Consider the following 23988-nt stretch of genomic DNA (forward strand, 5'->3'; position numbering starts at 1 on the left):
TGCGTGAATGGGCCTACGCCATTCCTTTCAAATCATCCGATGCGCGCGCCGCCGATCTCGACCGATGGCTCTCGTGGTATAATGACCGCAGGCCTCATTCGGCCCTAAACCGACGACCGCCCACTCAGGCTCTCCTCGGAACAACCTGATCAGAAGTGACAACTAGCCGCCCTTTTCGAGGGAACTAATCCAGCCTTCCCTACTCCGGTTGCGCCAACGGGACCTGGTCCCAAGCTCTCTCCCGATTCTCGAGCGCGCGAGGCCCTCAGCCACTTTGACCGCGCGACTACTCAGCTGAAGGCGGGGGATTGGAGCGGGTTTGGCAGGGAACTTGACGCCGTTCGATCGCTCCTTGAACAGCTGAGTGCGAGTCATAGCGCGGACGAGCCCCGGTCTCGTTCAGCCTTGCCTAAACGGCAGGGGCCAAATATCTAGGCTGACGAACGACGAATAGGTCAGAAGGTCTATTCGCCATTACCGCCGGCGAGGCCAGATGCATTGCGCTTGCCATGAAGCCAAAAGGTCGCATTTCTGTCTCCCATTTCAGATCGCCTGAGTTATGATCGAGCGCAGAGTTGCTAGAGTTTTGAAGGATCCGCCTCAGATGAGGCCTCTCTATCGGCATGTGCAATCCGGTCACACATTGCGGCGCGCGCTCATTGGCTCAGCCGCGGGGATTTTTGTTTTGGGTTTAATAGCCGGCGGAGTCCACATAGCGTTTTCAGTGGCTGCCGTTCTCGCATTGGCAAGCTGGGCTTTTTCCTCATTGACTGTCGAGGTGTCGCCTGATGAGTTGACATGGTTTTTCGGGCCGGGACTATTCCGAAAACATGTTCGCCGCGAGGATATCGCCGGCGCTTTACCGGTAGAAAATAAATGGTGGTGGGGTTGGGGTATTCATTTTACGCCCCGGGGGTGGCTCTACAATGTGGATGGACTGGAAGCAGTCGAGATCGTCCTGCGGAATGAGAAGAGATTTCGGATTGGCTCTGACGATGCTGTTACGCTCGCGCGCATCTTCAATGAGGGCCCAGATGCGAGTAGGTAGGCGTTTTTGGACAAGGCGTGGGGCCTCATCCGGCAGTCGGATGTCGCTTGAGGAGACCTCGCAGCATTGTCGCTTGAGAGAGGCGCCGCGTGGTAAGGAGATTGCATAAGCTCACGCTGTGTTTGCGAAAGGTGACGGCAGGGAGCTTCGCAAGCTTGGTCAGAGCCGCGCTTTACCGCCGCGGTCATCTCTGCCGGGGGGTTGCGCGGCTAATAGATCAGGTCCAAGCCTTTGAGCGCTTCGACAATCGCGGTGGCGGTGTCGTAGCTGACCGGCGTGAGCGGCAACCTCATGTTAGGTCTAAACCAAGGGCGCAAAGAAGACAGCGCATATTTGATTGGGGCGGGGTTCGGCTCCAGTCTCAGCGCCTTCAGTAACGGCAAGAGCCGCCTCTCTATGGCGGCAGCACGACCCCAATCGCCCACGTCGCAGGCTCGGTGCATCTCTGCCCAGGGCTTTGGAACCGCATTGGCGACCACCGAGATCGAGCCATGCCCGCCTGCCATGCGAAAGAGAACGCAGCTATCGTCGTTCCCCGACAGCTGGAAGAAATCCCGCTGTCTCAGGAATGACTTGGCTGCAAGTCCGGGATGGCCGCCAACAGTATCTTCGGCGGCGATGATGCTCGGGATTTCGGCCAGCCTTGCGAGGGTTTCTGAGCAGAGGTCCACGCCTGAGGACGGCGGGTCGATTCCGATGATTAGCGGAAGATCGACCGAGCGAGTGATCTCCCAGTAGTGGCGGTAGAGCCTCTCCTGGCTTGGATCGCTATTGTACGGCGTCACGATTAGCGCTGCCGCCGCACCGGCCGCCTGCGCCGCCTGGGTAAGAGCGATGGTTTCGCGCGTGCAGTTGGTCCCGGTCGCGGCGACGAGTGGAACGCGACCCGCCGCTTCGACGGCGATCCTGATTAGCAAGGCGCGTTCTTGCGGCGTGAGAATTTCCGCTTCTCCGATAGCGCTGCAAGCAACGAAACCTCGAGTCCCCTGTTCGATTTGCAAAGCGACGAGGTTCGGGAAGGCCTTCTGGGAAATCCCGCCATTTTCAAACGGCGTCGCCAGTGCCGTGAACCAGCCAGGGAGCAGCGGCGGTCCTTCGGACCAGAACGCATCTGGTGCTCTTGCCGGCGATTTGCGCTCGACGAAGAGAACGGAGGAGCGGTCAGGCTCCCATCGTTTTGTGCGTATACGCGTTTATGAACCGAGGGCATTGCAGATTCCCAAGAAGGGCTCGAAACGAGAGTGTGCCTCAGAGTGGCGTAAAGAATCGATATCGAGAGATACCCGCTGACATAAGGATCACATAAAGCCAACGAGAGCGCACCTTCATTCGAGACACGGCGGACGGACCCCCCGTTGAACGCCCAAAGCGCCGAGGCTATCCCTCAATCACGCAGTAGGCCCTGAATGGGCTACGCGTGGATAACTACTCCGCTACGACGCGAGCGCTGGCACGAGAAAGCAACATGAGGATGCTGCACCATAATCCTGCCGACGCAGCCAGGAAATCTTCTCCTCTTGTACTGAACTGGAACTCAGCGCGCGGTTTCAACTATAACGATGGCATGGGCTGTTGAAACTATCACTTTCTATCTTCTTTATGAGCCCGCACAAAAATCTGAATGGCGCGCTTATGGCCATCTATTCAATTTTCGTAGCAAGCATGTAAGCAGGAAGCCATCCCGGTTGACTGCTAGCATATCGACTCGCGTTACAAATGATACAGTCATGCTCGGTGTGAGTGAGTATGTGGTTTCCTGCCTCGCAATGCAGCCGAGAGAACCGCTGCAGAAGCCGACGAGGTGGACTGCTAATCGCCTTAATCCTTCGAGAGGAACCGGGGACGACTCGCATGGATGGAATATATCCGCAAACCGATGGCTCGGTTTTTGTCGACGGCGCGGTTGCTGTACGCGATCTCAATAACGCTCTGACGTGCATTCCTCCCAACGAAACCGCGAAAACTATTGCCGGCCTGGTCATTTGCGAGGCGGCCGCCCTCCCGGAACAAGGGCAAGCATTCATTTTTCACGGCTATCGCCTCGAAGTCGCTAGCAAATCAGGCAATCAGATTACGGTCTTGAAGGTAACTCCGCTTGAAACAAAGTCGCCAGCATGATCTCGATGCAGCAGGCCAAGGCCCTGATACCTATGTTAAAACGTTTTCTCGATCAATGCCAATTGAATCGGGAAACAACGGTTGCGAGAGTAAAGGAACTTCCATGCGACGGACGCGCCGTTCGGGTAGCTTTGCTGGAGGGGCTATGGTGGGTTTTCTGTGCGGACGCAGCGCCCCAAATCGACCATTCGCTAGGGGCTGAGAGTTTATTTGCTCAGGCGCCGGAAAGCGAACGTCGTATGGCACGCACGGAAATCGAAACTTGTGTCTATCTCGTGTCTTCGCGCTACCTGCTTTTCCGTTTAGGGAGGAGCGAGACGATCAATCACTATCGATTTCGTGCTTGGTTCTGCGCCTGGAAAACCATAACTGAAGCGACCGTTATTCGCGGACGTTAAAACACTGCTAGGAGCCCTGCTAGGGATTCTACGAGACGCAAAGCCCTCAGCAAGTGCCGATCACTTCCCAAAACTGACACTCCACGAATGCTGCGGCTACATAAACTCGCAAAGTGCACGTCCTTCCAGGAGTTGCAAGTAACAGGCGGCTATCCGAGATAGGCATATCCTCCAGTTTCGATTCCGTGACACCCTGAGCTCTGAATGACTGCACCGAATTTACGCGGGCCTTATGCTTCTGGACAGCTTCCGAATGGAACCTTTATGCAAGACGGCAATAGGTTGCCTCCATGGACGATTGCAAAGATCGGGAACTTTGCATTGGAGGAATATAAAATGAGACGGGTGCTCTTTATCGGCGTTCTCGCGAGCGGCGTCTCAGGCCAATCGCTGGCGCAGGACTCTGCCAAGTCGCAAGAAGATCAGGTGAGTCATTTATCCCGTGGCGTTGCTACGATCGAGTTCTCAACCGCGTCTGGGAAGCCTTGGGTTCGGTGACGGAAATCGCCGGCACAACCTACTATCTCGAAGCCGACGGCGCAATGCTGGGCACGTCGACCATGGTCGAGGGGCGCCGTGTTTTTAGAAGCTATTGACGCCTGAGGGCCCTGGACAAAACGCTAAAGATAAGTGCACGAGCGAGCAAAGCAATGCGCCAGCAATTTTGGTAGCGCTGCTCGCTCAGCCAATGTTCAGCGAGCTCTTTGGCAAACTAGGCGCCATATAACAGTGGCGATGGTTTCATAAGGCAAAGACCGACAAGAACGATCAACAAGGCTACCGGAGGTAGTGGCGATCTTCCTTGCCGCTTTGGTTGTTGAAACGTTTACCTTTGCAGGCGGCGCCTATCTGCACAGCCAGTATGGCTACTACCCTGTGTAATCCCTTTGCAGAGCCGTTGTTGCGTGCCCTACTGGGGGCGCCGGAATGCGAGGCATCGAAGTCTACGGCCAAGACACCATTCGCGAAATGTTTGAGGGGTTGCCGCGTCTCTGCATTCAACTCCTCCCAAGAGCAGCTAGTAGTTTATCAAGGTCTCGACCAGCGCGGCTCCAATCCCTGGTGCAGCTACTCATTTCGCCGACTTGACAAAGCGGTAGCCGACCCCGGGCTCGGTTACTATAATCTTAGGCGCTGAGGCATCATCCTCGATCTTCGCCCGAAGCTGTCCGATGAACACGCGGAGGTACTGGGTATCCTCCTGATGCGCAGGACCCCAGACGGCGGTGAGGATCTGTCTATGGGTCAGAAGTCTTCCCGCGTGTCGGGCGAGGGTTGTCAAGACATCGTATTCCTTTGGGGTCAACTTCACGGCCTCGCCATTCTTCGTGACGATGTGCTGCGAAAGATCAACACAAAGCCCTCCAGTCTCAATCGTGGTCTGGTCGTTATCCACAAGCGACGCCTGGCGAAGGGCTGCTCGTAGCCGTGCTAAAAGTTCGCCGATGCCAAAAGGTTTTTCAACGTAATCATTTGCTCCCGCGTCCAACGCCGCAATCTTGTCGGCCTCCCGGTCCCTTGCTGAGAGGATGAGGATTGGCGTTTTGGAGAAAGTCCGGGCTTGAGTGAGCACCTCCTTGCCGTCGATGTCGGGAAGGCCGAGATCCAGTATAATGGCGTCAGGCGCGGACGCAGCGATCATTTTAAGGGCTTGCCGGCCCGTCAAGGCTTCCAGAACGTCGTAGCCGCAAGCGTTCAAAGCCGGCCGAAGCACACGATGAATCTGAGGTTCGTCATCGACGACGAGAATCCGTATGTTGCTCATGCCGCTTTACCTTGCTGTGGTTGTTCGGGGATGGGGAAGCGTAACACAAGGCGCGTTCCCCGCCTTCGTATGGCGGGGCTTTGCGCGATGATTGTCCCGCCCATCGCTTCCACCAGTCCCCGGCAAATCGAAAGACCAAGACCCGTGCCAGCCTTGCGGCCATCCACGCGTCCGCCACGGTAAAATTTCTCGAAGATGCGCTCCAGGTCGCTTGCCTTCACGCCCTGTCCTTCGTCCGTCACGGAAACGACGACATCTTCGCCCTCGCGACGCGCGTAGACCGCTGCGGAACCGCCTCCGTATTTGTTGGCGTTATCCAGCAAATTGAACAGCACATTGCTCAACAGATTGACGTCTCCCTTTATAAGCGGGAGACCTTGCGAAAGGCTGACAGATACGTTGAACTCCGGAAAAACCTTCCGGCTGCGCTCAACGGCCGCTCTCACAGCGTCGCCGACCTCGACGAACTCGCGACGGGGCGCTACCGCGCCCGCCTCGATCCGTGACATTTCGATGAGGTTCGAAATGAACCGCGATAGCCGTCCGGCTTCTTCTTCGATGGACGCGAGGAGATCCTGGCGGTCTTCCTGACTCATTTTCTCGCCGAGTTGTCGAAGGCTCGTCACCGCCCCTGTGATCGACGTAAGCGGCGTGCGCAAATCATGCGATAGCGACGATAGGAGAGTCATTCGCAATTTTTCGTTTTCCTCCAAAGCGGCCGCTTTGACGGCTTCTCCAACGAGCAGTGAGCGATCCACGGCGATCGCTGTCTGTTCGAGCAGGGAGGTCAGGGTGCGCTCCTGCTGAGCCGATAAGGGCTCATCCGGCTGCCTGAATTCGACGCCAGCGACAGCCAACACCCCACGGGTGGTGGAGAGCGGACGAAATTGAAAACGAACGTTTGGCAGAGTGCCCGTACGCCACCCCGCTGGTTCTGATTTTTCAAGCACCCAGCGGGCGGCGCTCGTCTCGCCCGGATCCAATGCATCGAGCGGCGGCCAAGCGGCGGAGAGATTCAGGTCGCCGTCGTTCGGAACGAGGAGGACGACGCAGCGCGCGTCCAGAGATTTTTGTATCTGAGCAACCGCCGCCCAGAGCACCTCTTCTAGATTCGACGCTCCCGATAGGTTGCGGGAAAACTCAAACATAGTTTGCGCTGACTCCGCCCGCGTGCGCATGAATTGCGAGTATTCGCGGACTCTGCTGGCCAGCATTCCCGTGACAAAGGCGACAACGAGAAAAACGACAAGCGCGAGAAATTCCGAAGGATCCCGAATCGTGAATTGATATCGAGGATCAATGAAGAAGAAATCGCAGGCAAAAAATCCAAGTATGGCCGCCAAGATAGCCGGCCCCAACCCGAACCACGCGGCGCACAGAACGACCGGAACCAGAAAAATGACCGACAGATTGGGAAGGCTAAGCCAACGATCGAGCATATAGCCTGCGGCAACCGTAACCGCTACTGAGAGCGTCGCTGCTGCGGCGCCCGCCCATTGAGTGCTCCCGGGTTGAAACCGGTGCGGCTTCTCGGCGGCTGGCTGACGTCCGTCACCCATCACAACTTGGACAGAAACGTCGTCTGAACGCATGACAATCTCGTCGGTCAGAGACCGACGGAGAAGTCGGCCAAAGAAGCTCGCTCGAGAACGGCCAACAACGATCTGGGTGATATTTTCCCGCCGGGCATATCTCAGCACCTCTCCGGCGAGATCGCTTCCGGAGACGCGCTCGATCTGGGCTCCTAGCCGTTCGGCTAGGTGCAAGGCGTCATGAATTTGCTTGACCGACTCCGCATCCTGTTCATCGTCGCCCGGCCTCGCGACATGGAGCGCGATCCATGGCGCGTTGAGTCCCGTCGCCAGCCGCGCGGCAATCCTCACGACTTTCTGGGAGGAAGCGTCAGGGCCAACACAGGCGAGCAGCCGCTCGGTTGTCGCCCAGGGCCCTTCGATGGCGCCCTGGCGCAGAAAGCCCACCATTTGATCGTCAACGCGATCTGCTGTTCGACGCAGCGCCAGTTCGCGTAGAGCAGTCAGGTTGCGGGCGGTGAAAAAGTTTTGGACAGCCCGCTGTGCGGTTTCCGGGACATAAACCTTTCCTTCCTTCAACCTTTGAAGAAGTTCGTCGGGCGTAATGTCGACAAGAACCACGTCTGTCGCTTCTTGCAGCACGCGATCGGGAACCGTCTCGCGGACGGAGACGCCGGTGATTTTTGAAACAACGTCTGCGAGGCTTTCCAAATGTTGAATATTGAGGGCGGTCCAGACATTGACGCCGGCGCGGAGCAGTTCGTCGACGTCCTGCCAACGCTTGGGATGTCGGCTATCTGGCGCGTTTGTGTGCGCCAATTCATCGACGATGATCAGTTGCGGCTTGCGGGCCAACGCCGCGTCGATGTCGAATTCCTCGATAGCTCGGCCTTTGTATTCAACCTTTCGCCTTGGCAGCACCTCCAGGCCAGCCATTAGCTCTTCCGTCTCCCGGCGGCCGTGGGTCTCGGCAAGTCCGATGACGACGTCTATCCCTTCGTCTCGAGTAGATCGCGCGCGACGCAGCATAGCGTAGGTTTTGCCGACGCCGGGGGCCGCGCCGAGAAAAACGCACAGCCTTCCCGACTTTTCCCGTTCAGCGAGCGCGAGGAGCGCTTCGGGGTCGGGGCGCCGATCGAAGTCCGTCTCTGGTTCGGCCATTCTTCCCTCGCCCCAAGCTTCTTTGGCGCGAACCTGCTGAAGGGGGTTCCTCTAAATCTAAAGAGGAGGAACCAACAAGCACGACGCGACCATGACCATGTCAAATCGTAAAATTGAATGAAACCCAGACAGGTTTCAAGGCTTCGCCATAAAAAAGCTTCTCGCCCTTTGGGCGCTCCAAGTGGCCGCCTCCCGACAGCAGTGACTGCCGATTTTATGCCGATGAGGAGATGCGTCGCCTAATTCCTGCGCTGCTGCTTGGAGTTACAATCGTCCCTCATCTTTATCCAGTCCTTATGCCAAAGCCTGAACATTCGAATAGCTTCTTTACTGCGTCTGCCCCCATATTTCTGTCGGTTCCATCGAAGGGGAAGCACGCATGTTAGAGCCTCACTATATTGCGCTACCGGCCTTTAAGGTGGGGATTTTCCTTGGCGTTCTGTTGAGGGCTGCCCGGATCGGATAAGGGAGGGAGAGATGACCGCCATATACATCTTGGGCTTAGCCACCGCCGGGCTCATCGCCCGCCTGAATATTCGCGACGAAATGCGGGCGAGGCAAGCGCGCAACAAGCACAACGAGCACCAAACAAGAGATTCTTGATGTTTTGCTCTTTTCTCAGCGCTTCGCGGCTTAACGGACAGGGACTGTCTTTATATTTCCTTTATGCGAAATCCCCGCTTTTCATATGGCCCCCTTACGGCTCGTGAGCGCATATTGCTCCGGTTTCTCAAGCGGAGCCAAACATGCTTGATCTTATCTACCTCGCTCTCGGCGTTGTCATCCTGATCATAATGGGCTTCTACGCCCGCGCCTGTGGGCGTCTGTAAAAGGAGCGTCGCCATGTACGAACCCATCATCGGCTTGTGCGTCGCCTTGCTGCTGGGCGGCTACCTTGTCTACAGCCTGCTTCATCCAGAAAAGTTTTAATCAGAAGGCTCGGGCCTGCCCGAGATCGAACCCATGACTTTCGTCGGTTGGGCGCAAATCGCCCTCGTGCTCGCCGCCGTGATAGCGGCGGCGATTCCGCTTAGCGCTTACATCACGCGTGTGCTTGCGGGCGAACGCACGTTCTTGTCGCCCATCCTTGCGCCTGTAGAACGCGTTTTCTACAAGCTGTCTGGCGTCGACCCCGCAAGAGAGCAAAGCTGGCTCGTTTATACCATGGCCATGCTTGCTTTCAGCATCATTGGCTTTGCGTCGCTTTATGCTTTGCAGCGCCTGCAAGAGTATCTGCCTCTGAATCCGCAGGGTTTCAGCGGCGTGCCATCCGATCTCGCCTTCAACACTTCGGTCAGCTTTGTCACGAATACAAACTGGCAGAACTATAGTGGCGAATCGACCATGAGCCATCTCACCCAGATGCTCGGGTTGACGGTGCACAATTTCCTTTCCGCCGCCACCGGCCTCGCCATGGCCTTTGTCCTGGTGAGGGGCTTTTCGCGAGCCGAGTCGTCCACGGTCGGCAACTTCTGGGTCGATGTGACGCGCTCGACGCTTTATGTGCTGCTGCCTCTTTCCGTCGTTGTCGCACTCGTACTCGTCGCGCTTGGCGTTCCCCAGACGCTCGCCGGATCGGTGGAAGCCACGACGCTCGAAGGCGCTAAACAGGTTATTTCCATCGGTCCGATGGCGAGCCAGGAGGCGATCAAGGAGCTCGGCACCAATGGCGGCGGCTTCTTTAACGCCAATTCCGCGCATCCGTTCGAAAGCCCGAACGCTTGGTCCAACATTCTCGAAATCTGGGCGCTGTTGGTCATCCCGTTTGCGACGGCCTTTGCTCTTGGGCGCGCGGTTCTCGATTTTCGGCAGGGGCGCGCCATCGCCATCACCATGGGCCTTGTGCTCGTCGCGGGCGTGTTTGTCACCTACTGGGCCGAAAGCGCCGGCAATCCGTTGCTGACCGCCATCGGCGTTGATCCGTCGCCGGGCAATATGGAAGGCAAGGAGGTTCGCTTCGGCGTCGCCACCAGCGCCCTGTTCGCCGCTTCGACGACCGGAACCAGCTGCGGCGCGGTCAATTCGATGCATGATTCCTTCATGCCGTTCGGCGGCCTCATCCCCATGTTTAACATGCTGATGGGCAGCATTGCGCCGGGCGGCGTCGGCGCGGGACTCTACGGCTTCCTCGTGCTCGCCGTCATTGCCGTGTTCGTCGCGGGCCTTATGGTCGGCCGGACGCCGGAATATCTCGGCAAGAAGATCGAGACCCGCGAAATCAAGCTCGCCATGTTGGCGGTGCTTATCTATCCGCTCACCGTGCTCGGTTTCTCGGCCGCGTCGGTGATGCTGCAGACGGGCCTCAACAGCCTGAATAATGCGGGCCCGCACGGCTTGTCGGAAATCCTCTACGCTTTTGCGTCGGCCAACGACAATAACGGCTCCCCCTTCGCGGGCCTGACCGGCAATACGCTTTGGTACAATACGACGCTGGGCATCGCCATGTTGCTTGGCCGCTTCGCCTTCGTCGTGCCCCTACTGGCGATGGCGGGATCCTTCGCGGCGAAGAAGAAAGTCGCTGCTTCCTCGGGCACCTTCCCGACAGATGGTCCTCTGTTCATCGGCCTCCTTATCGGCGTCATCGTCATCCTCTACCTGCTGCAATACTTCCCGGCCCTCGCGCTCGGCCCGATTGTCGAGCACTTCCTGGTCGATGCAGGCAAGGTCTTCTAACGGAGTTAGCTGTCATGTCTTCGAAAGTCGCCGCTCCCGGCCTTTTCGATCGGGCCATCATCAAACGCGCCTCAGTCGACGCGTTCCGAAAGCTCGATCCCCGCCAGCTGGCCCGCAATCCGGTAATCTTCGTCACTGAAGTGGTCTCAGCTGTCGTAACCCTGATTTTCCTGCGCGACCTCGTCGCGCGGAATGGAGCCGCTCTGTTCACCGGACAGATCGCGGCCTGGCTGTGGTTCACCGTCCTGTTCGCCAATTTCGCTGAAGCCGTCGCCGAAGGCCGTGGCAAAGCGCAGGCGGACGCACTTCGCAAGACCCGCACGGACACAAAGGCCAAGCGCCTGATCGACCCTGAGGGCAAAAGCGGCATGAGGGACGTCGTCCAAGGCGTCTCCGCTCTGGATTTAAGGATCGGCGACGTCGTGCTCGTCGAGCCCGGTGATCTCATTCCCGGCGACGGCGAGGTCATCGAAGGCGTCGCATCCGTTAACGAATCCGCCATTACCGGCGAATCCGCTCCTGTGATCCGCGAGGCCGGCGGCGACCGCTCGGCCGTCACCGGCGGCACGACCGTCCTTTCGGACTGGATCAGGGTCAGGATCACCGCCGCGCCAGGGTCGACCTTCATTGATCGTATGATCGCTCTTGTCGAGGGCGCGCAGCGACAGAAGACGCCCAATGAGTTGGCCTTGTCGATCCTGCTGTCCGGCCTGACGATCATCTTCCTGATCGTTTGTGTGACGCTGTGGCCGCTCGCCGGCTATTCCGGGACGGCGCTTTCCTTGAGCGTGCTCATCGCCCTGCTCGTCTGCCTGATTCCGACGACCATTGGCGGCTTGCTGTCGGCGATTGGCATCGCCGGCATGGACCGTCTCATTCGGTTCAATGTGATCGCCACCTCGGGCCGCGCGGTCGAAGCAGCGGGAGACGTCGACACGTTACTGCTCGACAAGACCGGAACAATCACCTTCGGCAATCGCATGGCGGACGAATTCATCCCGGTCGGCGGCGTTTCCGACTACTCTTTCGCTGAAGCTGTCATGCTTGCGTCTCTCGCAGACGAGACCCCGGAGGGTCGATCCATCGTCGCTCTGGCGAAGACCCGCTATGCCTTGCCGGCGCCAAATCTCGCCGCAGACGCGCGGAGCGTGCCATTTTCGGCGCATACGCGCATTTCCGGGGTCGATCTGCCGGGCCGTTCGCTGCGCAAGGGCGCCGTCGACGCGATCCTGAAGCAGGCCGTTGGCAATCCCGCCTTGGCGGGCGCGGCGAGCGCCGTTCTGGACCACATTCCAGTGCCGGAAGATTTCACGCGTGCGGTAGACCGCATCTCCCGCGCCGGCGGCACCCCGCTCGCCGTCTCGGAAAACGGACGATTGCTCGGCGTAGTGCATCTGAAGGACATCATCAAGCCGGACATCAAGGCGCGTTTCGCCGCCTTGCGCGCGATGGGCATCAAGACAGTCATGGTGACGGGCGATAACCCGATCACTGCGGCGGCGATTGCGGGCGAAGCTGGCGTCGATGATTTCATCGCCCAGGCGAAGCCTGAGGATAAGCTCGCCTATATCCGCAAGGAGCAGCAGGGTGGCCGCTTGATCGCCATGTGCGGCGACGGCACCAATGACGCCCCGGCTTTGGCGCAGGCGGACGTTGGCGTCGCCATGCAGACTGGCACGCAGGCGGCGCGCGAAGCCGGCAACATGGTCGATCTCGACAGCGATCCGACAAAGCTCATCGAGATCGTGCAAATTGGCAAGCAGCTGCTGATGACCAGGGGCTCGTTGACGACCTTCTCCATCGCCAACGACGTCGCGAAATATTTCGCGATCATTCCGGCATTGTTCGTCGTCACATACCCGCAACTTGAAGCCATCAACATCATGAAGTTGGCTTCGCCGGAATCAGCGATCTTGTCGGCGGTGATCTTCAACGCGCTCATCATCATCGCCCTGATTCCGCTCGCGCTGAAAGGCGTCGCCTATCGTCCGGTCGGCGCCGCAAACCTCTTGCGCCGCAACCTTCTCATCTACGGTCTCGGCGGCATTATCGCGCCCTTTATCGGGATCAAGCTAATCGACATCGCCGTCTCGTTCCTGCATCTCGCGTGAGGATCCACCAATGCTTTCGCAACTTCGACCCGCGATCGTCATGATTGCCTTGTTTAGCGCCCTGACAGGCCTTGCTTACCCGCTCGCCATTACCGGGATTGCCCAGCTTGTCATGTCTGGGAAGGCCAATGGCAGTCTGATCGAGCGTGACGGCAAAATCATCGGCTCCAACCTCATTGGGCAGAATTTCGCGTCTGACCGCTACTTCCACGGGCGTCCTTCGGCCACGACTGGTCCCGATCCAGCGGATCCCTCCAAGAGCGTCGACGCGCCCTATAACGCCTCGAACTCCATGGGCTCCAATCTTGGACCCACGTCAAAGAAGCTGGTTGATCGGGTGAATGCGTCGATCGAATCAGAGTTTGCGGCAGGGCGCATCGACGTGGTCGCCGCGGACGCGGTGACGACGTCGGCTTCTGGCCTCGATCCGCATATTTCGCCGCAATATGCATTGGCTCAGGTTCCTTCTGTCGCAAAGGCGCGCAATCTTCCCGAACAGAATGTGCGGTTCCTTGTCGAGGAGAATACTGAAGCGCGTGTCGCCGGCGTCATCGGCGAGCCTCGCGTCAACGTGTTGCAGTTAAACCTCGCTTTGGACGGCTTTCGCTAAGCAACTCCGCTAAGGCCCGCGCTTATCGAGCTCGGGCCTTAGCGCCGGCAATTGGCTGTTGGGCGCCACCACAGACTCATCTATGCGATGCCCTGGCGATGAAGCGCATGAAACAAAAATCCGACACCCCGCGCCCGCTGCGCCGCGAGAAAGCCTTTCCAGCTCCGAATTCTCAGTGGTCCGACGTCAAGGAAAAAAGGCTTGCAAGGCAAACGCGTGTTCTTGTCATCGACAACGAACCAGGAATTCATCGGGTGCTGCGCCCCGCTCTAAAGGCTTGCGGATACGAGACAATCGAGGCCACGACGGGGCAGGATGCGCTAGAACTTATCGCAACGACTGCGCCAGACGCCATAATCCTGGATCTCGACCTCCCGGATGTCGATGGACACGCCTTCCTCATTCAAATGCGTAGCTTTAGCGACATGCCGATTATCATCCTTTCGGCGCGCAAGCAGGAAATCGAAAAAATAACCGCCCTTGAGTCGGGCGCTGACGATTATATCGAAAAGCCCTTCACGGTCGGCGAGTTCATCGCCAGGCTGCGTACAGCGTTAAGGCACGCCTCCGGGAGGCAGGAATTCGACACGCATCGGATCGAAGCAGTCGGCCTCACGGTAGATTTGAAGAAGCGCTGCGTCAGCCGGAATGGCGCCGCAATAAACCTGACCCCCAAGGAATACGACCTCATTGCTGTCTTTGCTCGAAACGCAGGGTTCCTCCTCACGCATCGGGAGATCTTCACGGCCGTTTGGGGAACGGCCCATGAAAGCGACACTCGATTGCTTCGCGTTCTTGTCGGTCAACTGCGAGCCAAGATTGAAGAAAACCCTGCCAGGCCACGCATTATCCAAACCGAGCAGGGATTGGGCTACCGATTTGCTGCGACCGCCGGGCGCTAATCATTTTTGGTCGCAACCCTGCGCACGCGCCGCGCTACACGCGCAGGGCGGCCGGCATGGCCGCGTCATGGTCACCGGCTGACGACCGATTTGGGCCGGGGGCAACCGAGCTGTCGTGCTAAAGACAGTTGAGAGCGCTCGAAACGCGCTCAGACAACTTATTCCTTCTTTATGAACAGCGCGTGGGAATCACATTGAATCTTTATGCTGTCGTGCGCCACTATCGCGATGAATTCACGCTTCGAGGAATGAGATGATCGACCTCGTTTACCTCAACCGTCTCGATCTGCTTTGCCGGTATCAAGATCGGACAGAGCGGATGGCGCGAACTCGCCAGTCCTTGGGAAGTGCAACCACAGGCGAAGGCGCCGCGGTTGCGAGCAATGGGCGCCGCAATTTCTTGAATGCGTGGGTTGCGACGTTCTGCAGGGCGGTCGCGCCCGGCAAGAGATAGTAGATATCACGGGAGGCATCCATGCAGAAGCTGACGATCTGGCGGCAGGGGCCTGACAAGGTCGGGTTGACGCTGCATGCGATCCGGATAAGCGACTCCACGACGCATGTTATCGCGGCGGGCTTAGGCGCGTTTTGGGGCTTTGTGCTTATTGGCTTCGCCTTCTGGCTATCTAATCACGGGTCAGAGGGGATGGGAGCGGCATTGGCCTGCCTGACCTATGGCATCGGATATTTTTGGTTTGCGCGGACCGTCTATCACGACCGTCGCGACGATCGCGCGCGCTGGGGCGGCGTCGATCGGGACGAATGACGGGAAACTTTCCTTTGCCCCTGTGAAGCGATGATTTCACAGTGACCCGACCCATCTGGATTGCGAGAATGAGGAGACGACGCGGTTGCGAGCGTCGGCGTCTGGGGCCAGCAGTGGCTGGGGGAAGCTCGACGATGAGATCGTTGGGTTTTGATTGCGAGGGTGGCAAATTTCGATCAGCTCCCGCCAGCCAGCCCGTTTTGCGATTGCCTTAGAGATCCCCTTTCGCTCTGCGGTCCGAGCCCCTTTTTGGGGCAGTTCGCTAATCCAGGCTGGAGGAGTACTGTTTTTCGCAGTTGGATTGCGTTTTCGCCACTTCCCTCAGGAACTCTTTCCACTCACAGGAGGAAACAAAGAGCAGGCAGGCTTCGGGGCCGATTTCGTTTCAAACTGCGCCAGTTGCTTTTAGGAAAAGCTTCAATGTCCGATATAGTTGAGCATCCGCCGCTTAAGGCTATGCAGTGGCGATGAGAAAAGAGCTTACGACGAAAGCTCGATCGGCCCTTTATGCTCTCCGGGGGGGCTTTCTCCTTCGTCCGCTTGCAATCACGGTCACATTAGGCTTCTGCGGCGCCTTGGCTTCTGACCTCGAAGAGAAGTTATCCGCCGTTCGGAATGCGGTTCCAATATTTTTGTTTCCGTCCCGTGAGGATCCTCAGGTCGCGCAGGTCATCCTCACGAGCATCGCGACGTCGACAATGACGGTCGTGTCGATCGTCTTCGAAATCCTCTTGATGACGCCCACCCTAGCGTCAACGCAGTTCTCTCCTCGAATCCTCGTCAGTTTTGTGCGCGATCATGTGATGCAGTGGACGCTTGGTATATTTCTCGCGACGTTTTCTTACTGCATCGAGCGCTTCCGGCAGCTCGCCTATCGCCGCATCCTTTTGCACCGTCACCGTTGCGGGAGCGATGGCGCTGGCGCCAATATGCGTGGGATGGCTGATCTATTTCATTCACCATGTCTCCAACTCGATAAGCGCCAATCACATCGTCGATCGAATCCGTCGAGAGACCGAGTTGGTGATCGAGGGACTAATGCCCGAGGCGCGTCGTCCCGCCATCGATATCGAGGTAAGATATGGGTGAGCTTGGCAGAAAACTGATCCACTGGCTGGCCCCCGACACGGGTGAGGGCGTGACGGCGATCGAGTACGCCGTCATAGTGGGACTTGTCGTAGGCGGCCTCCTTTCGTGGGCGCTACAGCATGGATTTATTTAGATCGTCACCTGTGCACCGAGTTCGACGACGCGGTCTGATGGAATGGAGAAGAAGTCAGTCGCATTCGCTGACTGTTTGGTCAATGCGACATAAAGCTTATCCTGCCACGCAGGCATTTCAGAAGATGAGCTTTCCTTGATCGAACGGCGACCAAGGAAGAAACTCGTGGTCATGATATCATATTTAAAGCCAGCCTTCCGCATAGCTGCTAGTGTCGCAGGCACTCGCGGGCTCTCCATGAAGCCATAATGGAAAGTGGCCCTATAAAAGTCGTCCGTAAGATTTTCTAATTCGAAGCGCTTTTCCGGCGGAACACGCGGTCTGTCCTCTGTACGGACGCAAATAATCAACACGCGTTCGTGAAGCACCTTGTTATGCTTAATGTTGTGCATGAGCGCCGTCGGCGCGACATTGGCGTCGCTGGTAAGAAACACTGCCGTTCCGGGAACCCGCGTGGTCTTGGATTTCGCCAGCATAGCGATAAGATCCATGATGGGGATCGAGTCGCGATGTGTTTTTTCAGCCAGCAGTCTTGAACCACGCACCCACGTCCACATAACGATCATAGAGCAGCCCCCGAGGGCAAGCGGTACCCAACCGCCTTCGACGACCTTCATCATATTCGCGGCTAGGAACGTCAGATCGACCGACAGAAATGCCGAAATGACCAGAATGGAGGCCCACAATGGCCATCCCCATTTGCGTCGGACGACGACGAAGGCCAAAGCAGTGGTGACAACCATGGTGCCAGTGACTGCGATGCCATAAGCGGAGGCGAGCGCCGAGGAACTGCGAAATGCGACGACGAGCAACATTACGCCGACAAGAAGTAGCCGATTAACGCGGCCGATGTAAATCTGTCCCTCTTGCGTCGCCGACGTGTGGGTGATCTGAAGACGTGGAAGAAGGCTCAGTTGGATTGCCTGCCGTACGATCGAATAAGCGCCTGTGATAACCGCTTGGCTTGCGATAACGGTGGCGACCGTTGACAGAATGACGAGAGGCAGCAGCCCCCACGCCGGCGCGAGAAGGAAAAACGGGTTTTCAACCGCCTCGGGCCGCGAAAGAATAAGCGCCCCTTGTCCCAGGTAATTGAGAAGCAAAGCCGGCAATATAAAAGCGATCCATGCGACGCGAATTGGACGACGGCCGAAATGGCCCATATCCGCGTAGAGCGCCTCCGCCCCAGTAACGCCCAAGAACACGGAACCCAGCACAGCGAAACCCAACCACCCATGCGACCATAGGAAGCCAATCCCTGCCAGAGGATTGAAAGATGCAAGCACCTGTGGTGCGTCGGGAATGTGGATCGCGCCGAGGGCCGCAATCGTGTGAAAAAACACAATCATTATCGGCCCAAAAAAGGTGGCGACGCGCGCGGTGCCGTGGCTCTGCACCCAAAATAGGGTCACGAGGATGAAAATGGTGATGGGCAAGACAAATTCACTAAATTGGTGCGTCACAAGATCAAGGCCCTCAATCGCTGACATGACCGAAATCGCCGGCGTGATAATCGCATCGCCGGAGAATAGCGCAGCACCCGCGACGCCCAGCAAAAATACATAACGGGAGTGCCCGCCGATCGCTGACTGCGCCAAGGCCATAAGGGATAATGTTCCCCCTTCGCCGCGGTTATCTGCGCGCATGAGAAAAAGAACATACTTGACCGTAACAGTGAAGATCAAGGCCCAGATCAAAAGCGATATTGCCCCGCAAACGGCCTCCTCTGTAAGCCGATCGGCCTTCACGCTGTGCGCCAACGATTCACGTAGCGCGTACAGGGGACTCGTGCCGATGTCGCCGTAGACGACGCCGATAGACCCGATGACCAGACCAAGGAGGCCGCCCCGTTCGCGGCCGTGGTCAGGAGCTGATGTATCCGCGGAATCCCGCTTCGCCCACAATTTCATAGAGTGCCTTTTTCCAGACGTGACCGCCCTGGCGCAGCGACGCCCCTCGGACGGGCACGTTCACTCGCAAGCAGTCTGATTGTGATTCGCGTATACGCCTTTTGATAAGGCAGTTAAAGGCCACGCTTGATCAGCTGCGTGACAGATCCTTGTCATCTCTCAGTGGGTTTCACTTTTCTTTCGCACTATTGTACGGCGCTGAAAATATGCGTCTTCGTCAGGACGTTGTATGCCAGGATCGCCTCGGTCGAGGGGCAACAATTAGGATCGTTGGGCATCTATCGTTTGCCCAGGAGATAGACGACTCCGTCTTTGACACGATCGATCGTTCCGATAAAATTCAAATCCCCAATTTCCGCGTCAATGACCAATTCGCCACCACCCCAGGATTTTGCGATGTAGAGGTACTGCCCGTGCTTGTCGTCGCCCCCGCATGTTTCGCTAGAGAGAAGCAAAGCGTTCGTCGTGGCGTCGACCGGAACGAACTCGATACGCGTAACGTACTCGGAGAGGCCCCCGCGGAGCTTTGACACATAGCTTTATTAGAGACTAAGCCACCGCCAGATTTAATGAGAAGCGAATTCACAGCACGCCGCAATTTTTGCAGATCATCGGCAACGACGGGACTGCACGTAAGGGAGGCAACAAAAGCCAGACACTTAAATATTCGCCGACAGAATCTCAAGTTTCGCCCCGAAGATGAACGACCTCGACGACCGGTTTTGCGCGAGCGAACCCAGAGGCCAAAAACGCCCGCTAGAAGAACAGACCTATCCTCTATCGCCTAGCGTCAATACCTCTTCAATATCTGAAACATCGATCGGTTTGACATAGTGGCGATCGAACCCTGCTTCTAAACCTCTCTTACGATCCTCGCTTCGTCCCCATCCACTCAATGCTGCTAGAATCACGTTCTTTCCATCCGCAAGCTTCCGAATGCATCGGGCTGTCTCATATCCATCCATTCCGGGCATGCCGATGTCAATAAACGCCAAGTGGGGTTTGAGTTCGGGGACGGCTTGCAACGCTTCGATCCCACTGTAAGCCGTGCGCACGACAACGCCCATGGCCTCCAAAAGCATTGCCAGGGAATCCGCCACGGTCGCATCGTCGTCGACAATCAGCACTCTACGTGACGGAAACGTTTTCACGATCGGCACGTCTATTGAAATGTCGCGCTGCGGTAAGTCGGCGCTAAGCGGGAGCCGCACGATGAACTCGCTCCCGCGCCCAACCCCTTCGCTGCGGGCCTCGATGTCGCCGCCGTGCAACTCGACGAGGCGCCGGGCCAGGGTGAGGCCGAGCCCAAGGCCGCCCTGCGAGCGGCCGACAGTCCGATCCACCTGTATGAAAAGCTCGAAGATCCGCGACAGCATATCCTTGGGTATGCCAGCGCCTGTATCCTTGATCCGAACCAAGCAAATATCATGACTGCGTTCCATCGAAACGCCGATCCGGCCCTCCGCCGGCGTGTATTTCACGGCATTGCTAAAAAGGTTTGCAAAGATCTGTGCGAGCCGCACCGGATCTCCGTCGACCATCAATGGGCAGTCGGGAAGCGAAAGAATGGTTTCGTGACGGCTCGCCTCAATCATCGTTCGATTTGTCTCGATCGCCTGACGAATAACCACAGCGAGATCGACCGGTCGTTTTTTGAGGTCGATTTTGCCGGAGGTTATCCGCGAAACCTCCAAGAGATCATCGACGAGCCGAACAAGGTGGCCGACTTGATTTTCCGTCATGGATAGGAGCTTGGGCGTCTGTCCCGCCACACTGCCGTCGCCGTCTCTAGATTTCTTCATCACGGAGACGGCATTGGCGATGGCGGCGAGGGGATTACGCAATTCGTGCGCCAGGGTCGCCAAAAATTCGTCTTTTCGGCGATCGGCTTCGCGCAGCGCGTCCTCCGCCCGCTTCCGCTCGGTGATGTCACGCGAAACCGACAGGATTCGGACGACGCTCCCATCGCTCCCACACACGGGCGTCATGATCACGTCCCACCATTTCTCCGCTCCCTTGAACGTCGCGTGGCGCTCCTCGAAATGAAGAGTACGCCCGGCCTTCGCCTGCGCCAGAACGTCTCCAACTTCGTCGGTCGCCGATCGCGTCCAGATCCTTCGCCAATCCCGGCCGTAAAGCGACGCCGGGTCGTCGATCTCCAGCAGGCGCCGGCCCGCCTCGTTGATCATCAGCAGTCGTCCCTCGAGATCAAGCACTTTGACGCAATCCGGACTGCAGTCGATGATCGTCCGGTTGAACTCCTCGCTTTCCCGCAGCGCGCGTTCGGCCAGGTTCCGATCGGTGATGTCGATAAGCGCCGCGACGCCGCCTCTGACGGCGCCGTTTGCGTCGAAAAGCGGCGCGGCGTTGCCGATCGTTTCAACGCGACGGCCGTCGGGGAACCGGAAGTCGACATAGACGTCATGCAAGGGCCGGCGATTGGCGATCGCGGTCTGAATGGGCAGCTCCTCAGGCGGGTATTCAGTTCCATCCTGCTTGAGCTGCCGCAGATAAGTCGCCTGTCCGGTTGCGATAACGCTTTGGGATACATTCCCGCCGGCCGGCACTCCTGTCATCTCGCTCGCGGCGCGGTTTCCCTGGATGACATGGCTTTGGGCATCGCCAAACCAGATGAACGCCGGCAAAGCGTCGAGGAGCGCCTCACGTTCTTCTGCGCGTTGGCGTAGCTCTTCTTCGCGGCGACACCGTTCTATGAAATCCGACGCCTGGCGGACGTAGAGATCAAGGCGTGCTAAATTCACTTCACTCGGCCGATGGGGGGCGGCGAAATGCGTTGAAATCATTCCCAGCGGTTTGCCGTCCCGACTCAGGATTGGCGTCGATTGAACGGCGCGAAACCCTGCTTTTCGGGCGATGGAAACGAAGGTCGCGAAACATGGGTCGAGCTCGACGTCCTCGATAATGACACGCTCTCCTGAGCGGAGCGCCCGCCCGCAAGCAGAGCCATCGTCAATGCTGACCTCCCGAAAGTACTCCAGGAATTCGGGTCCAAACCCCTGCTGGGTCGCGATTATCAGTTTCCCCGTGGACTCGTCGACGAATTGGACGTTGCCAAGGGTCGCCCCCAGCAGCTCGATCGTTGCGATGAGCATCTCTTCCAACCCAGCCCGCAAGCAGGTCGTCCGCCACAGGCGCGAGCTGGCGTCGTTCAGCCGCCTCAGCGTCTCGGCCTCTGACAGCAGTTCAGCTTTGCATTGCTGGCAGTCTTTGGAGATTTCTGTCTCGTCCACGGAGTTTGGCCTTCCTCAGGCCGACTATGGGGCGACCTTTATACCATGCGCTTGTGGCTCATGCTAAATTCCCACGCGCGGCGATAACGGTGGTGCTAAAAAGCTCGATTGTCAGGGCCTTTACGGAAGGCGGAGACGCTGCCGCGCGCCCTGTACCGTAAGAAGACCCTATATAGAGCATAGCTGTTGGTTTGCTATGGCGGCGTGCCGAGCGTGGGCGTCACACACTACGGCTTCTACGTTTCCTCCCTGGGAGAGGGTTACATGCTGTCCGCACTGAGCGAGTGGCTCTTCGACACCTCTGGCCTGTCGCCGCATGGATACTGTCTGCTATGGGAACCGGGGCTGATCTGGCTCTATGCGGTCTCAGACGCCATTATCGCCTTGGCTTATTTTTCTATTCCCTTGACACTCGTCATTGTGGGAAGGCGACGAAGCGATCTCGTCTTCCGACCGTTGTTATGGCTATTCGCCGCGTTCATCCTGCTTTGCGGCACGACGCATTGGCTCGACCTTTTCACCCTCTGGGCTCCACTCTACGGTCTTCAGGGGCTCGTCAAAGCGGCAACCGCCGTTGCCTCCATTGCGACGGCAGTCGCGCTGTGGTGGGCTTTACCCCACTTTCTCGCCCTTCCTTCGGTGGAACAATTGCGCCACGCCAATGCCGCGCTGCTTGCGAGCGAGGAGCGGCTTGCCCATGCGCAAAAAATGGAAGCGCTCGGCCAATTGACCGGCGGCATCGCGCACGACTTCAACAATGTGCTTCAGGTCATTGTCGGATCCCTCAATGTGATCGAGCGTCAAATTGCGATTGGGCGCGCGAACGCGATAGAGCGCCCGCTGGCGGCGATCAGGAAAGCGTCGGACACCGCCTCCAGCCTTACCAACCGAATGCTGGCGTTCTCGCGCCGACAGACATTGCTGCCTCGGGTGATCGACCCCAACAAGCTTGTCGAAGCCATGGAAGAGATGCTGCGCCGAACGTTGGGACCGGAAATTGATCTGGAGCTGCGCTTGGGTTGCCGGCGCTGGAGCGTGACCTGCGATCCATCCCAACTCGAGAGCGCCTTGTTGAACCTGGCGATCAACGCTCGTGACGCGATGCCGCAAGGCGGCGCACTCAGGATCGCGACGGCCGACCTGACGTTGAAGACCGAGGCTTCGGATTCTGAGATGCCGCCCGGAGATTACGTCGAGATCGAGGTAACCGACAGCGGGGTGGGCATCAGCCACGATCTTCTCAGCCGTGTGTTTGAACCGTTCTTTACAACGAAGCCAACAGGGCGGGGCACGGGCCTGGGTTTGTCGCAGGTTTATGGCTTCGTCAAACAATCTGGCGGCCATGTGCGGATCGAAAGCGCTCCCGGCCAGGGGACCAGCGCGCGAATTTACTTGCCGGGCCACGCGCCGCTTCCATGCGCCGCCGAGCAAGACCCCCCGACCGAGAAAAAGTTTCGGTCCGCTCGCATAATGCATCAAGGAAAAGCCCTCGTCGTTGAGGATCAGGAAGAGGTGCGCTCGCAGATTGTCGGAACTCTTGCTGAAATGGGCTGCCATACGATGGAAGCCGGCGATGGGACGGAAGGGTTGAATATAATAGAGTCAGGCGAGCCGTTGGACCTGCTGATCAGCGACATTGGACTCCCGGGCTTAAGCGGCCTTCAATTGGCTGACGCCGCCCGAGTGGCCCATCCTGATCTGCCGATCTTGCTCATCACTGGATATGCTGGCAAATCGGCCGAAACATTGCAATTAGCTCCAAACATGGGCCTATTGCGCAAGCCGTTTACTCTCGATGAATTGGCCGAGCGGGTCAGAACGATGTTCGAAATGAAGACCTCACAGGCGGAGTGATTCAATAGCGTAGCCGATGCTATTCATGAAGGCAGTAGCGGATCGATGCGCGATTGTCGCTCCGACAAGCAGGATCGTTCACGCGGCGAGGTCGACCCTAGCGAGCGATTAATTGAACAGTGGGCCCATAGCGAGTCAGCGCCGCCTCCAGCGTCGGCTCCTTAGCAAGGAAATTAGCCGCCTGCATGATCGGATGGCGCGCTCTACACTGAGTTAGAACCGGCAAATCAGCGCGACGCCGAGCGCCATCAGGACGCCGCCCAACATACGCCAGATGTTCGCCCCATGCTGCGGCGCATTTAGGAGACCGAAGTGATCGATGGCGAGAGAGGTCGCCAGGTTCGCGGTGATGATGAGTCCGTTGACAATCCCCGCACCAAGCTTGTCGATGAGCGCCAGCCCGGCAAACACCGCCACAGCGCCGGTGAGGCCCGCCAGCGGCGCCCACCAAGGCATGGTCTGAATGCCCTCCAAGGTCGGGAGTGGACGTGGCCACATCGCGAAAAGTGCGGCGAAGAAAAAGAAATTAAGCGAAAACAGCACCGCAAGCGACAGCCATGGATTCGAGAGCGAGATCCTCAACTGCGCGCTCATAACGGCGCCAAACGCCTGAAGCGCCCCGGCGACGAGGATGAAAGGCGTCCACCAAACAGGATTCATCTGGGTC

The 23988-nt window shown here is 57.9% G+C and carries 18 protein-coding genes and 1 pseudogene; 13 read left to right on the forward strand and 6 right to left on the reverse strand.

Annotation, left to right across the window (positions count from 1 at the left end):
• Nucleotides 1–149, forward strand: a 149-nt coding sequence (locus ACR652_RS10625; protein ID WP_434506538.1) for an integrase core domain-containing protein, incomplete at its 5' end; no start/stop codon positions are given.
• Nucleotides 150–1257: 1108 nt separating this feature from the next.
• Here the strand turns inward: ACR652_RS10625 and dapA are convergent.
• Nucleotides 1258–2235, reverse strand: a complete 978-nt coding sequence (gene dapA, locus ACR652_RS10630; RefSeq protein ID WP_434506539.1) for a 4-hydroxy-tetrahydrodipicolinate synthase — start codon at nt 2233–2235, stop codon at nt 1258–1260.
• Between the two features lie 664 nt (nt 2236–2899).
• On the opposite strand from dapA, the gene ACR652_RS10635 reads away from it, so the two are divergent.
• Both ACR652_RS10635 and ACR652_RS10640 read left to right on the forward strand, forming a co-directional pair.
• The gene (locus ACR652_RS10635; protein ID WP_434506480.1) at nt 2900–3166 is read left to right on the forward strand and encodes a transporter associated domain-containing protein; all 267 of its coding nucleotides are present in this window, start codon (nt 2900–2902) and stop codon (nt 3164–3166) included.
• Nucleotides 3163–3564, forward strand: a complete 402-nt coding sequence (locus ACR652_RS10640) for a hypothetical protein (protein ID WP_434506481.1) — start codon at nt 3163–3165, stop codon at nt 3562–3564. Before ACR652_RS10635 ends, ACR652_RS10640 begins: the two co-directional genes overlap by 4 nt.
• A gap of 1072 nt (nt 3565–4636) precedes the next feature.
• On the opposite strand, the gene ACR652_RS10645 is transcribed toward ACR652_RS10640, so the two are convergent.
• Together ACR652_RS10645 and ACR652_RS10650 are read right to left on the reverse strand one after the other, a co-directional pair.
• On the reverse strand, nt 4637–5329 hold the full coding sequence (locus ACR652_RS10645; RefSeq protein ID WP_434506482.1) for a response regulator: 693 nt from the start codon (nt 5327–5329) through the stop codon (nt 4637–4639).
• Nucleotides 5326–8022 (reverse strand): DUF4118 domain-containing protein, encoded by a 2697-nt coding sequence (locus ACR652_RS10650; protein WP_434506483.1) that lies wholly within the window; start codon nt 8020–8022, stop codon nt 5326–5328. Before ACR652_RS10650 ends, ACR652_RS10645 begins: the two co-directional genes overlap by 4 nt.
• Before the next feature lie 477 nt (nt 8023–8499).
• Between ACR652_RS10650 and ACR652_RS10655 the strand changes: the two genes are divergently transcribed.
• The 9 genes and pseudogenes from ACR652_RS10655 (at nt 8500) to ACR652_RS10695 (ending at nt 16173) form a co-directional block, all read left to right on the forward strand.
• The gene (locus ACR652_RS10655; RefSeq protein WP_434506484.1) at nt 8500–8625 is read left to right on the forward strand and encodes a hypothetical protein; all 126 of its coding nucleotides are present in this window, start codon (nt 8500–8502) and stop codon (nt 8623–8625) included.
• 240 nt (nt 8626–8865) lie between these two features.
• Nucleotides 8866–8952, forward strand: a complete 87-nt coding sequence (gene kdpF, locus ACR652_RS10660; protein WP_434506540.1) for a K(+)-transporting ATPase subunit F — start codon at nt 8866–8868, stop codon at nt 8950–8952.
• A 33-nt stretch (nt 8953–8985) separates the two neighbouring features.
• Nucleotides 8986–10695: a potassium-transporting ATPase subunit KdpA gene (gene kdpA, locus ACR652_RS10665; protein ID WP_434506485.1), complete on the forward strand. Its 1710-nt coding sequence runs from the start codon at nt 8986–8988 to the stop codon at nt 10693–10695.
• Nucleotides 10696–10709: 14 nt separating this feature from the next.
• The gene (kdpB, locus tag ACR652_RS10670) at nt 10710–12806 is read left to right on the forward strand and encodes a potassium-transporting ATPase subunit KdpB (protein WP_434506486.1); all 2097 of its coding nucleotides are present in this window, start codon (nt 10710–10712) and stop codon (nt 12804–12806) included.
• 10 nt (nt 12807–12816) lie between these two features.
• Nucleotides 12817–13416, forward strand: a complete 600-nt coding sequence (gene kdpC, locus ACR652_RS10675; protein ID WP_434506487.1) for a potassium-transporting ATPase subunit KdpC — start codon at nt 12817–12819, stop codon at nt 13414–13416.
• A 107-nt stretch (nt 13417–13523) separates the two neighbouring features.
• Complete coding sequence (locus ACR652_RS10680; protein ID WP_434506488.1) at nt 13524–14318, forward strand: response regulator; 795 nt, start codon at nt 13524–13526, stop codon at nt 14316–14318.
• A gap of 475 nt (nt 14319–14793) precedes the next feature.
• On the forward strand, nt 14794–15084 hold the full coding sequence (locus tag ACR652_RS10685) for a hypothetical protein (RefSeq protein WP_434506489.1): 291 nt from the start codon (nt 14794–14796) through the stop codon (nt 15082–15084).
• 467 nt (nt 15085–15551) lie between these two features.
• A pseudogene (locus ACR652_RS10690) lies at nt 15552–15890 on the forward strand (DUF2254 family protein); the annotation flags it as partial.
• A gap of 106 nt (nt 15891–15996) precedes the next feature.
• Nucleotides 15997–16173: a DUF2254 family protein gene (locus tag ACR652_RS10695; protein WP_434506541.1), complete on the forward strand. Its 177-nt coding sequence runs from the start codon at nt 15997–15999 to the stop codon at nt 16171–16173.
• 129 nt (nt 16174–16302) lie between these two features.
• Here ACR652_RS10695 and ACR652_RS10700 read toward each other — a convergent pair whose 3' ends face one another.
• The gene (locus ACR652_RS10700; RefSeq protein WP_434506490.1) at nt 16303–18216 is read right to left on the reverse strand and encodes a potassium transporter Kup; all 1914 of its coding nucleotides are present in this window, start codon (nt 18214–18216) and stop codon (nt 16303–16305) included.
• Between the two features lie 770 nt (nt 18217–18986).
• On the reverse strand, nt 18987–21467 hold the full coding sequence (locus tag ACR652_RS10705) for an ATP-binding protein (RefSeq protein WP_434506491.1): 2481 nt from the start codon (nt 21465–21467) through the stop codon (nt 18987–18989).
• Nucleotides 21468–21731: 264 nt separating this feature from the next.
• On the opposite strand from ACR652_RS10705, the gene ACR652_RS10710 reads away from it, so the two are divergent.
• Nucleotides 21732–23321 (forward strand): ATP-binding protein, encoded by a 1590-nt coding sequence (locus ACR652_RS10710; protein ID WP_434506492.1) that lies wholly within the window; start codon nt 21732–21734, stop codon nt 23319–23321.
• A 213-nt stretch (nt 23322–23534) separates the two neighbouring features.
• Here the strand turns inward: ACR652_RS10710 and ACR652_RS10715 are convergent, their stop codons facing one another.
• Nucleotides 23535–23981 carry a DMT family transporter gene (locus ACR652_RS10715; protein ID WP_434506493.1) on the reverse strand — a complete coding sequence of 149 codons (447 nt, stop codon included), beginning with the start codon at nt 23979–23981 and terminating at the stop codon, nt 23535–23537.
• Nucleotides 23982–23988: the final 7 nt, after the last annotated feature.

The organism is Methylocystis sp. (assembly GCF_051061225.1).
Taxonomy (GTDB): domain Bacteria; phylum Pseudomonadota; class Alphaproteobacteria; order Rhizobiales; family Beijerinckiaceae; genus Methylocystis.

Coding starts and splice junctions, on each gene's coding strand:
- kdpB (WP_434506486.1), top strand. CDS start 10,710: ATGTCTTCGAAAGTCGCCGCTCCCGGCCTTTTCGATCGGGCCATCATC.
- ACR652_RS10715 (WP_434506493.1), bottom strand. CDS start 23,981: ATGAATCCTGTTTGGTGGACGCCTTTCATCCTCGTCGCCGGGGCGCTT.
- ACR652_RS10640 (WP_434506481.1), top strand. CDS start 3,163: ATGATCTCGATGCAGCAGGCCAAGGCCCTGATACCTATGTTAAAACGT.
- kdpC (WP_434506487.1), top strand. CDS start 12,817: ATGCTTTCGCAACTTCGACCCGCGATCGTCATGATTGCCTTGTTTAGC.
- ACR652_RS10680 (WP_434506488.1), top strand. CDS start 13,524: ATGAAACAAAAATCCGACACCCCGCGCCCGCTGCGCCGCGAGAAAGCC.
- kdpA (WP_434506485.1), top strand. CDS start 8,986: ATGACTTTCGTCGGTTGGGCGCAAATCGCCCTCGTGCTCGCCGCCGTG.
- ACR652_RS10635 (WP_434506480.1), top strand. CDS start 2,900: ATGGATGGAATATATCCGCAAACCGATGGCTCGGTTTTTGTCGACGGC.
- ACR652_RS10695 (WP_434506541.1), top strand. CDS start 15,997: ATGGCGCTGGCGCCAATATGCGTGGGATGGCTGATCTATTTCATTCAC.
- ACR652_RS10710 (WP_434506492.1), top strand. CDS start 21,732: ATGCTGTCCGCACTGAGCGAGTGGCTCTTCGACACCTCTGGCCTGTCG.
- kdpF (WP_434506540.1), top strand. CDS start 8,866: ATGTACGAACCCATCATCGGCTTGTGCGTCGCCTTGCTGCTGGGCGGC.
- ACR652_RS10650 (WP_434506483.1), bottom strand. CDS start 8,022: ATGGCCGAACCAGAGACGGACTTCGATCGGCGCCCCGACCCCGAAGCG.
- ACR652_RS10685 (WP_434506489.1), top strand. CDS start 14,794: ATGCAGAAGCTGACGATCTGGCGGCAGGGGCCTGACAAGGTCGGGTTG.
- ACR652_RS10645 (WP_434506482.1), bottom strand. CDS start 5,329: ATGAGCAACATACGGATTCTCGTCGTCGATGACGAACCTCAGATTCAT.
- ACR652_RS10655 (WP_434506484.1), top strand. CDS start 8,500: ATGACCGCCATATACATCTTGGGCTTAGCCACCGCCGGGCTCATCGCC.
- ACR652_RS10700 (WP_434506490.1), bottom strand. CDS start 18,216: ATGAAATTGTGGGCGAAGCGGGATTCCGCGGATACATCAGCTCCTGAC.